Annotated in this window: 9 protein-coding genes; 3 read left to right on the forward strand and 6 right to left on the reverse strand. The window is 68.0% G+C overall.

Going from position 1 to position 9,926, the window contains the following annotated elements; translation table 11 throughout:
* Window positions 1-211: 211 nt before the first annotated feature.
* Genes hsaB through hsaA form a run of 4 tightly spaced genes read right to left on the reverse strand, consistent with a single transcriptional unit; the run spans window position 212 to window position 3,747 of the window.
* On the reverse strand, window positions 212-790 hold the full coding sequence (gene hsaB, locus ACFWPA_RS12460) for a 3-hydroxy-9,10-secoandrosta-1,3,5(10)-triene-9,17-dione monooxygenase reductase subunit (protein ID WP_378507397.1): 579 nt from the start codon (window positions 788-790) through the stop codon (window positions 212-214).
* Window positions 790-1,686: an iron-dependent extradiol dioxygenase HsaC gene (hsaC, locus tag ACFWPA_RS12465; RefSeq protein WP_378507398.1), complete on the reverse strand. Its 897-nt coding sequence runs from the start codon at window positions 1,684-1,686 to the stop codon at window positions 790-792. Before hsaC ends, hsaB begins: the two co-directional genes overlap by 1 nt.
* A complete protein-coding gene (gene hsaD / locus ACFWPA_RS12470; RefSeq protein WP_378570352.1) occupies window positions 1,686-2,561 on the reverse strand; it encodes a 4,5:9,10-diseco-3-hydroxy-5,9,17-trioxoandrosta-1(10),2-diene-4-oate hydrolase in 876 nt (291 codons plus the stop codon). The genes hsaC and hsaD overlap by 1 nt, the downstream gene beginning before the upstream one ends.
* Window positions 2,562-2,571: 10 nt before the next feature.
* Window positions 2,572-3,747, reverse strand: a complete 1,176-nt coding sequence (gene hsaA, locus ACFWPA_RS12475; protein WP_378507400.1) for a 3-hydroxy-9,10-secoandrosta-1,3,5(10)-triene-9,17-dione monooxygenase oxygenase subunit — start codon at window positions 3,745-3,747, stop codon at window positions 2,572-2,574.
* Window positions 3,748-4,003: 256 nt separating this feature from the next.
* Here hsaA and ACFWPA_RS12480 point away from each other — a divergent pair, with 256 nt between their 5' ends.
* Window positions 4,004-5,185: a Rieske 2Fe-2S domain-containing protein gene (locus tag ACFWPA_RS12480; protein WP_378507401.1), complete on the forward strand. Its 1,182-nt coding sequence runs from the start codon at window positions 4,004-4,006 to the stop codon at window positions 5,183-5,185.
* Between the two features lie 3 nt (window positions 5,186-5,188).
* The gene (locus ACFWPA_RS12485; RefSeq protein WP_378507402.1) at window positions 5,189-5,521 is read left to right on the forward strand and encodes a hypothetical protein; all 333 of its coding nucleotides are present in this window, start codon (window positions 5,189-5,191) and stop codon (window positions 5,519-5,521) included.
* Between the two features lie 98 nt (window positions 5,522-5,619).
* Here the strand turns inward: ACFWPA_RS12485 and ACFWPA_RS12490 are convergent, their stop codons facing one another.
* Both ACFWPA_RS12490 and ACFWPA_RS12495 read right to left on the reverse strand, forming a co-directional pair.
* Window positions 5,620-6,405, reverse strand: a complete 786-nt coding sequence (locus ACFWPA_RS12490; RefSeq protein WP_378507403.1) for a 2-keto-4-pentenoate hydratase — start codon at window positions 6,403-6,405, stop codon at window positions 5,620-5,622.
* 29 nt (window positions 6,406-6,434) lie between these two features.
* On the reverse strand, window positions 6,435-8,042 hold the full coding sequence (locus ACFWPA_RS12495) for an FAD-binding protein (protein WP_378570355.1): 1,608 nt from the start codon (window positions 8,040-8,042) through the stop codon (window positions 6,435-6,437).
* 137 nt (window positions 8,043-8,179) lie between these two features.
* Here ACFWPA_RS12495 and kstD point away from each other — a divergent pair, with 137 nt between their 5' ends.
* The gene (gene kstD / locus ACFWPA_RS12500) at window positions 8,180-9,880 is read left to right on the forward strand and encodes a 3-oxosteroid 1-dehydrogenase (RefSeq protein WP_378570357.1); all 1,701 of its coding nucleotides are present in this window, start codon (window positions 8,180-8,182) and stop codon (window positions 9,878-9,880) included.
* Window positions 9,881-9,926 lie beyond the last annotated feature (46 nt).

Raw genomic sequence — 9,926 nt, forward strand, 5'->3', positions numbered from 1 at the left:
ATCCCAGCGCAGAGGGCACCTGCCCTTCTATGACACGTTGTACCGCCGATCTCCATCGGTGGATTCAGGTCTGATCGACTGAACGCTTCCGTTCAGTCGGACCCAGGGGGGGTGGTGGGGGGAAGCCAAAAGGGCCCGTCCACACGATCTCTCGTGTGGACGGGCCCTTTGTCGCCCCTCCGGGTATGTGGTGGCGTGTGCGGCGGTGCCGCTACAGCCAGGTGTCCTCCGTGGTCGCGGTGAGGAACGCTTCGAGGTCGTCCCGCCACGGCGCCGGCACGGTCTTTTCCGGCTCGATGGCGGTGTACTGGCCGCGGTAGAACAGCAACGGCCGTTCCGTCTTGACCTCGCTCATCGACGAGATGCGGCCGAAGACCACGTAGTGGTCACCGCCATCGTGCACGGTCTCGACGGTGCAGTCGATGTGGGCGAGCGAGTTCTCGATGATCGGCGACCCGAGCGGCGACGGCTCCCACCCGATCCCGGCGAACTTATCGGGTTCGCGGGATCCGAACCGGGCGCACACGTCCTGCTGCTCCTCGGCGAGGACGTTCACACAGAACTTCCCGGTCCGCTCGATTGCCGCCCAGGAGCGGGACCCCTTGGTCGGGCAGAACAGCACCAACGGCGGGTCGAGCGACAGGGCCGCGAAGGACTGGCACGCGAACCCGACCGGCTGCCCGTCGTCCACGGTCGTGATGATCGTGACGCCGGTGCAGAACTGTCCGAGGACGTTTCGGAACTGACGCGGGTCGATGGCCGCGCCGGTTCCGGGTTCGGGCGCCGTCACTACTTGAACCCGACGGTGAAGTCGTGGCCCCACAGGCTCACGGCGGTGGACTCGCGCGCGATCCAGTTCTCGTCCTCGACCTCAAGCCCCTCACACCCGAACTCGACGTCGAATCCGCCCGGCGTCTTCATGTAGAAGGACAGCATCAGGTCGTTGACGTGCCTGCCGAGGCTGGCCGACATCTTGACCTTCTTGCGGATCGCGCGGTCCAGGCAGAGTCCGACGTCGTCGGAGTTCTCCACCTCGACCATCAGGTGCACGATCCCGCTCGGGTTCGGCAGCGGCGCGAACGCCAGGCTGTGGTGCCGCGGGTTGCAGCCGAGGAAACGCAGCCAGGCCGGGTCCCCGTCCGCCGGACGGCCGACGACCTGCGGGGGCAGGCGCATCGAGTCGCGCAGCTTGAACCCGAGCACGTCCCGGTAGAACTCCAGGTCCGCGGCATCGTCCTTGGTTGCGAGCACCACGTGCCCGAGCCCCTGCTCGCCGGTGACGAACTTGTGTCCGTACGGGCTGACGATCCGGCGGTGCTGCAGGGCGATGGTATGGAAGATCTCCAGGCGGGAACCGGAGGCGTCGCGGCACGTGATGAACTCGACGACGTTGCGCTCGGCCGCCTCCTCCTTGGTGCCCTCCTCGAACTCCCAGTCTGCCTTGGCGAGCCGCTCCCGGATCTCCTGCAGGCCTTCGGCGTTCGCGCATTCCCAGCCGGTCGAGTACAGGCCGTCCCGCTCGCCGGGGACGATCACCAGTCGGGCCGGGTAGTCGTCCATGCGCAGGTAGAGGTTCTCGGGGTTGCCCTTGCCCTCGACCATGCCGAGCACCTTGAGCCCGTACTCGCGCCACGCGGCCATGTCGGTCGACTCGATGCGCAGGTACGCCAGTGCACGAATACTCATCAGTTGCCCCCCTCCAGGAGGAAGTCAGATGCGAGCCGGTTGAACTCGTCGAACTTCTCGAGCTGAGCCCAGTGCCCGCAGCCGCCGAACACGTGCAGCTGCACGCGCGGAATCATCTTCAGCGCCACCAGCGCCCCGTCGATCGGGTTGACCCGATCCTCGCGGCCCCAGATCAACAGCACCCGCTGACGCAGCTTGTACGCGTCGCGCCAGAGCATCCCGAGCTCGAACTCCGGGCCGGAGAACGACTTGCCCATCGCCTTCGCCGCGGCGAGGGACTCGGGCGTGCTCGCCGCCGCGAACCGGTCGTCGATCAGCTCGTCGGTGATGAGCTTCTGGTCGAACACCATGATGCGCAGGAACGCCTCAAGGTTCTCCCTGGTCGGCTGGTAGCTGAACTTGCCGAGGTTCTTCACGCCCTCGGTCGGGTCCGGCGCGAACAGGTTGACACTCAGCCCGCCGGGACCCATCAGCACCAGCCGGCCCGCCCGGTCCGGGTAGTCCAGCGCGAACCGGACCGCCGCACCGCCGCCGAGCGAATTGCCCAGCAGGTGCACGCGATCGGTGATGCCGAGGGTGTCGAGCAGATCCTTGAGCGCCGATGCACTGTGCCGGAAGTACTGCGGGTGCTCGGTCGGCTTGTCGGAGCGGCCGTAGCCGGGCTGATCGACCGCGATGACGTGGAATCGCTCCGCAAGGACCGGAATGTTCTTGGCGAAGTTGGACCACGACGACGCACCGGGGCCGCCGCCGTGCAGCAGCACGATGGTGGGGCCGTTGCCGACGCCCGCCTCGTGGTAGTGCAGCTTCAGATCCTCGCGGACCTGGGCGAACCGGGAAGTCGACTCGTACGTGAGTTCGTCGGTAACTGTCACGGGCGTTCTCCTAGACCATCGTGTCGGTCAGCGGCAGGCCGAATTCGGCGCCACCGAACATCACGTAGGCCCGCTCGGCGTCGTTGGCCGCATGCACCCGGCCTGCGTGGGCGTCACGCCAGAAGCGCTGGATCGGGGTGCCGTTCGCGAGGGCGGTGGCACCGGAGTTCTCGAAGAGCAGGTCGATCGACGCGATCGCCCGCGCGGTGGCGCGGACCTGGTCTCGTCGGGCAGCCAGTCGCAGCTCGATCGGGATCTCCTTGCCCGCCAACAGGAGGGCGTACTCGTCGGCGACGTTGCCGGACAGCTGACGCCAGGCGGCGTCGATGTCGCTGGAGGCCTGGGCGATCCGGATCTTGGCGAACGGATCATCCTTGGCCTTCTCGCCCGCGTACGCGGCGCGGACCCGCTTGCCCTGGTGCTCGACGTGGGCGTCGTACGCGCCGTAGGCCATGCCGACGATCGGGGTGGAGATGGTGGTGGGATGGATGGTGCCCCACGGCATCTTGTAGACCGGGGCGGTGTTCTGCTGCAGACCGGGCGCGGTCAGGTCGCTCATCGCCTTGAAGCTCAGGAAGCGGTGCCGGGGCACGAAAACGTCCTTGACGACGACGGTGTTCGAGCCGGTGCCGCGCAGGCCGACCACGTTCCACACGTCGTCGATCTCGTAGTCCTCGCGCGGGATCAGGAAGCTGCCGAAGTCGACCGGGCGGCCGTCCTTGATGACCGGACCGCCGACGACGACCCACGTCGCGTGATCGGAGCCCGAGGACCAGGCCCAGGAGCCGTTGACCTTGTATCCGCCGTCGACGACCTCACCGGCACCCATCGGCGCGTAGGACGAGGAGATCCGGACGTCGGTGTCCGTGCCCCACACGTCCTCCTGCGCCTGCTGGTCGAACAGCGCCAGGTGCCAGTTGTGCACGCCGATGATGCCGGCGACCCAGCCGGTGGAGCCGCAGGCGCTCGCGATGTTGCGGACCGCGGTGTAGAAGGTGACCGGATCGGCCTCGTATCCGCCCCACTGCTTCGGCTGCAGCAGCTTGAAGAAGCCCGCCTCCTGCAACGCCTTGATCGACTCGTCCGGGATGCGACGCAGATCCTCGGTCTCCTGAGCACGCTCGCGGAAGGCCGGCAGTAGCTCGTTCAGCTTCTCCATCACCACGTGACTGTCGTGCTCACTCACTGGTCGCTCCCTCATGTGTGTCGATATGGGTGTATGTCGGTTGGGGGTGTCGATACGCGCCGCGCGTGGATCTCGCATTGCAGGCGGTTCACCTTCGCACCTGAGACTAGAACACGTTCCCATTTGTGTCGAGGGGAGCGATGCAGCGCAGGTCAGACGTTCACGACACGACCGACTCGCCGTGAAATCTAGCGAAATGCTGCCGGGTTCTATAACGTGTTCTAGTACAGGAAGACGAAGGGATGTGAGGGTAGAGATGACGCAGACGAGCGGCGCACCCACCCCCCGCAAGGTGCGGGAAATCGACGTGGGCACCACGCCGACCCGGTTCGCCCGCGGTTGGCACTGCATCGGACTCGAGCGAGAGTTCCAGGACGGCAAGCCACACGCGGTGGAGGCGTTCGGCACCAAGCTCGTCGTCTTCGCCGACAGCGAGGGCAAGCTGAACGTCCTCGACGCGTACTGCAGGCACATGGGTGGCGATCTCAGCCAGGGCAGCATCAAGGGCGACTCGGTGGCCTGCCCGTTCCATGACTGGCGCTGGGGCGGCAACGGCAAGTGCACCGACATCCCCTACGCCCGCCGGGTTCCGCCGCTGGCGCGCACCCGGTCGTGGACCACCCTGCAGCGCAACAAGATGCTGTACGTGTGGCACGACGCGGAGGGCAACCAGCCGCCGGAGGACGTCACCATTCCGGAGCTTCCGGAGGTGCTCACCGACGAGTGGACCGACTGGGAGTGGCACCGGCTCGAGGTCAAGGGCTCCAACTGCCGCGAGATCGTCGACAACGTCGTGGACATGGCGCACTTCTTCTACGTGCACTTCGGCTTCCCGAAGTACTTCAAGAACGTCTTCGAGGGTCACGTCGCGACGCAGTACCTGCAGAACCACGGCAGGCCCGACGTCGGGACCATGGGCACCCAGTACGGCGACTCGGTGCTGGACTCCGAGGCGTCGTACTTCGGACCGTCCTTCATGGTGAACTGGCTGCACAACAACTACAGCGGGTTCAAGGTCGAGAGCCTGCTGATCAACTGCCACTACCCGATCACCCAGGACTCCTTCATGCTGATGTACGGCGTGAGCGTCGAGAAGCCCAAGGGCCTGGACGAGGCCACCTCGGTCAAGCTCGCCCGCAAGTTCACCGAGGGCGTCGCGATGGGCTTCGAGCAGGACGTCGCGATCTGGAAGAACAAGAGCAAGATCGAGAACCCGCTCCTCTGCGAGGAAGACGGCCCGGTCTACCAGCTGCGCCGGTGGTACGAGCAGTTCTACGTCGACATCGCCGACGTCGACGAGAAGATGACGCAGCGCTTCGAGTTCGAGATCGACACCACCAAGGCCGTCGAGGCGTGGCAGCGCGAGGTCGACGCAAACCTCGCCCGCCAGGCCGAGGAGAAGGCCGCCGCCGAATCCGACAACAAGACGGGCGTGTAGACGATGACCTCGACCTGGTCCAAGGCCCCGGACTTCGCGGACAACCCGGCCCGGGTCGAGGCCATTCGCGCGCAGACCGCCGTCGACCTGCACACCTATCTCGAGGATGGGCTGCAGGAGGTGGAGTGCCGCAGCTGCCACACCTGTGTGCTGGTCCGCAAGAACAGCTTCAACCACACCAGCATCCAGTGGCAGTCCGATCCGGCAACGGTGTGCCCGGAGTTCGCGGGCGCGGGCGGGAGCACCGGGTCCCGGCAGACCTGCCCGCGCCTGGTCGCGAGCATCAACCACGCGGTGCTCGAGGGCATCGTCGAGGTCCGGGACCCGAATCCCTGACCGCCACCCGCACCCCCACATGGTGAAGGGCACTTTTACCCGGCCTGGCCGGGCGAAAGTGCCCTTCACCGTTTGCCGGCCTGGCCGCCGGAGGACGGCTAGACGAACTGCAGCGACACCGATCCGAGCCCGGTGAAGTCCGCACGGACCCGGTCACCCGGCCGGACATCGACCGCCCGCGTGCACGATCCGGGCAGCACGATGTCCCCGGCCCGGAGGCGAACGCCGTAGTCGGCAACCTCCCTGGCGAGCCAGGCCACCGCGGCGGCCGGGTTGCCGAGCACCGCATCACTGCGCCCGGCCGCGACCTGCTCACCGTTGACCGTGAGGGTGGCGTCGATCGCGGTCACGTCGATATCGGCGGGCCGGACCCGGGCCGCCCCGATCGCGTGGCCGGCGTACGAGGCGTTGTCGGCGATCGTGTCGACCAGCCCGATCTGCCAGTCCACGATGCGGGAGTCGATCAGTTCGACGGACGGAATCACGAATTCCGTTGCCCGCAGCACGTCGTCGGCCGTGCACCCGGCACCGGGCAGGTCCGCGCCGAGAATGAAGGCCACCTCGACCTCCACCCGCGGCAGCAGGTAGTTCGCGCACGGGACCGGCGCGTCCTCGCGCAGTTCCCTGGTGTCGAACAGGTGCCCGTAATCCGGTTCGGTGACGCCGAACATCTGCTGCATCGCCTCGGCGGTCAGCCCGACCTTGTGCCCGACCACCCGCTCCCCCGCGGCGATGCGACGGCGAATGTTGATCAGCTGGATCTCATACGAGTCGGCAACATCGATCGCGGGGTACGTCACCGAAAGGGGCGCTATCGGGGCGAGCCCCTTCTCGGCGGCGTGCAGCAGGTCCGCGACCGTGAGACGCAGATCGGAGGTGAGCAATAGTCGTTCCTCATGGTGGCATTCGGCAATCAGGTGCCGGCGACCGTACCGGAACGGGGAACTCCGCGACGGGAAACGTGTGATGCGGCCCGGCGACCGGAGAACACGGCATCCGCCAGCGACAGCCCGCTGACGTAGGAGTTCGAGCAGATGCCGACCGCGGTCCGCCCCGCCGCGTACAGTCCGACGATCGGGTCGCCGTCCCGGTCGAGCACCTCGCCGCTGTCCTCGTCGACGACCAGTCCGCCGAGCGTGATCATTGGCAGCGGATTCGACAGGCTCTTCTTCAGGGACACGTCGTACATCGAGAACGGCGCGGCCAGGATCGGGCGGCGAAATTCGTCCGGCTTGCCCATCGGATCGGTCGCCCCGGCGACGATCGCCTCGTTGTGTGCGGCAACGGTGGCGGCGAGGCCGGCCGGATCGATGCCCACCTTCGCGGCGAGCTCGTCGAGCGTGCCCGCGGTGGTGCCGTCGATCCGCGTCATCGTCTCGGACTGCACCCGCTGGAACCAGGTGGTCCGGCTGCCCATCTGCGACCGCGCCTCGGTCACCAGGTCGGCGTCGGCTACCAGCCAGCCGTGCCCGTCCCCCTCGGCGATCATCGCGTGCCCCAGGGCCGCCCCATAGCGGGACTCGTCGACGATCCGGTTGCCCCGTCGATCGACCAGGATCGATCCGAGGAAGGCGGTCGGCGGCACGATGAACCGCCATGCCGAGACGTTCGAGAGCTTGTCGGTCGCGCCGCCGACCGACTCCCCGAGCGCGATGCCGCTGCCGTCGTCGCCGGAGGTGCCGAGCGGCAGCCCGCCGAGGTAGCGCGGGGCGTGCTCGGCGACCATCGCCCGGTTCGCGAAGAAGCCACCCGCGCTGAGGATCACGCCGGACCGGGCCTCGATTCGGAAGGGCCGCGCGTACCGCTCCTCGATCCGCGCCATCTGCCGGTCCATCGCCTTGCGCAGCGGCGGAAAGTAGACGCCCGGCTTCGAGGACAGTGCCGCGAACCGCGCGTGCCTGGCCCGCACCCCGGCGGGCGCGTCCCGCAGGCTCAGGCACTCGACCCCGGTCACCGCGCCGGCGTCGTCGGTGACCAGCCGAACCGCCCTGGTCTGCGTTTCCAGCCGCATCCCCTTGGCCAGCGCGGACTCGACCAGCGGGCGGTAGAGCATCTTCCCGGAGGTGCCCTTGCCCTTCGGGCGGTGCCCGCGCGGGGCGGGCACCGCGGCGTCGCGGAAGCCGCCCGCCGCCTCACTCCCGGAGTAGTACAGGTAGTGCCGGTCGGTGGGATAGGACGTCTTGTATGGGCACAGCGATCCCTCGAACGGAACCCCGTTCGCCTGCAGCCAGTCCACCGTCGACGCGCTGTTCTCGCAGAATCGGCGCAGCGTCTCGGGCCGGACCGCATCCCCGACCTCGAGGCTCAGGTAGGCGAACATCGCGTCGACGGTGTCCGCCACGCCCGCCGCACGCTGCACCGAGGTGCCGCCGCCCGCGTAGACGATGCCTCCGGAGATGGTGCTTGCCCCGCCGCCGGCGAACCGGTCGAGGGCGACGACCTCCGCGCCCGCGTCGATGGCCTCGATGGCCGCCGACGCACCGGCGACCCCACATCCGACGACCACGACGTCGGTTGACATGTCCCAGGACACCGGGCATCCCCTTTTCCGCAACTGAACGTGTTGCCGTTCGTGACCAGGCCGTTCCGCGGTAGTCCGGAATAGTTCCTGGCAGAAAGCATGGACCTACCCCTACATCATTCTATAACGTGTTCTACATGAGCAAGCAGGAATACGACATCGTCGTCGTCGGCAGCGGCGCGGCGGGCATGACCGCGGCCCTGACCGCCGCACACCACGGCCTCAGCGCGGTCATCGTCGAGAAGGCCGCCCACTACGGCGGATCCACCGCCCGGTCCGGTGGTGGAGTCTGGATCCCCAACAACGAGGTGCTGCAGCGCGACGGCGTCACCGACACCGTCGAGGACGCGCGCAAGTACCTGCACAGCATCATCGGCGACGTCGTCGAGCCGGAGCGGATCGACACCTACATCGATCGCGGACCGGAGATGCTCTCGTTCGTCCTGCGCAACAGCGCCCTCGAACTGCAGTGGGTACCGGGCTATTCGGACTACTACCCGGAGGCCCCCGGCGGCCGCCTCGGCGGCCGGTCGGTCGAGCCCCAGGTGTTCGACGGCAACCGGCTCGGCGAGGACCGCAAGAACCTTGAGCCCGACTACGTCAAGGGCCCCAAGAACTTCGTCATCACCCAGGCCGACTACAAGTGGCTCAACCTGCTGATGCGCAACCGCCGCGGCCCGATGCGCGCGATGAAGGTCGGCATGCGCTTCCTCAAGGCCAAGGCGACCGGCAAGGATCTGCTGGTGCGTGGGCAGGCGCTGGTCGCGGGCCTGCGCCTCGGCCTGCGCGACGCCGGGGTGCCGATCCTGCTGAACACCCCGCTGACCGAGCTCTACACCGAGGGCGACGCGGTGCGGGGCGTCAAGGTGCTGATCGACGGTACCGAGCAGGTCATCCACGCCAGGCACGGTGTCGTCCTCGGCTCCGGCGGCTTCGAGCACAACGACGAGATGCGCAAGAAGTACCAGCGCGCCCCGATCGGAACGGAATGGACGGTCGGCGCCAAGGCGAACACCGGTGACGGCATCATCGCAGGCCAGAAGCTGGGCGCGGCGGTCGATTTCATGGACGACGCCTGGTGGGGTCCGTCCATCCCGCTGACCGGCGGCCCGTGGTTCGCGCTGTCCGAGCGCACCCTGCCCGGCTGCATGATGGTCAACACCGCAGGCAAGCGGTTCGGCAACGAGGCTGCCCCGTACGTCGAGGCCGTGCACACCATGTACGGCGGCACCTACGGTCAGGGCGAGGGCCCCGGCGAGAACATCCCGACCTGGATGATCCTCGACCAGCGCTACCGCAACCGCTACACCTTCGCGGGCATCACCCCGCGCACCCCGTTCCCCGGCCGCTGGCTGAAGGCCGGAATCGTGGTCAAGGCCAACACGATCGCCGAGCTCGCCGAGAAGGCGGGCCTGCCGGTCGACGCGCTCACCGCCGAGGTGGAGCGCTTCAACGGGTTCGCGCGCAACGGCAAGGACGAGGACTTCGGGCGCGGCGACAGCGGCTACGACCACTACTACGGTGACCCCCGGCTGCCGAACCCGAGCCTCGCCGAGATCGGCAAGGCGCCGTTCTACGCGATCAAGATGGTCCCCGGTGACCTCGGCACCAAGGGCGGCATCTGCACCGACGTCGACGGCCGCGCCCTGCGCGAGGACGGCAGCTGGATCGAGGGCCTGTACGCCGCGGGCAACGCCAGCTCACCGGTCATGGGCCACACCTACGCGGGCCCCGGCGCCACCATCGGCCCCGCAATGACCTTCGGGTACCTCGCGGTTCTCGACGCGGCCAAGCGCGCGAAGGACGCCGCCTCGGCGGGCGACGTCGTCGCTAACTAGATCTCCCCCGTGCGCCGTGCGCCCGGTCCGCTGCGCGGGCCGGACG

Source organism: Rhodococcus sp. NPDC058505, from assembly GCF_042720095.1.
Taxonomy (GTDB): domain Bacteria; phylum Actinomycetota; class Actinomycetes; order Mycobacteriales; family Mycobacteriaceae; genus Rhodococcus_G.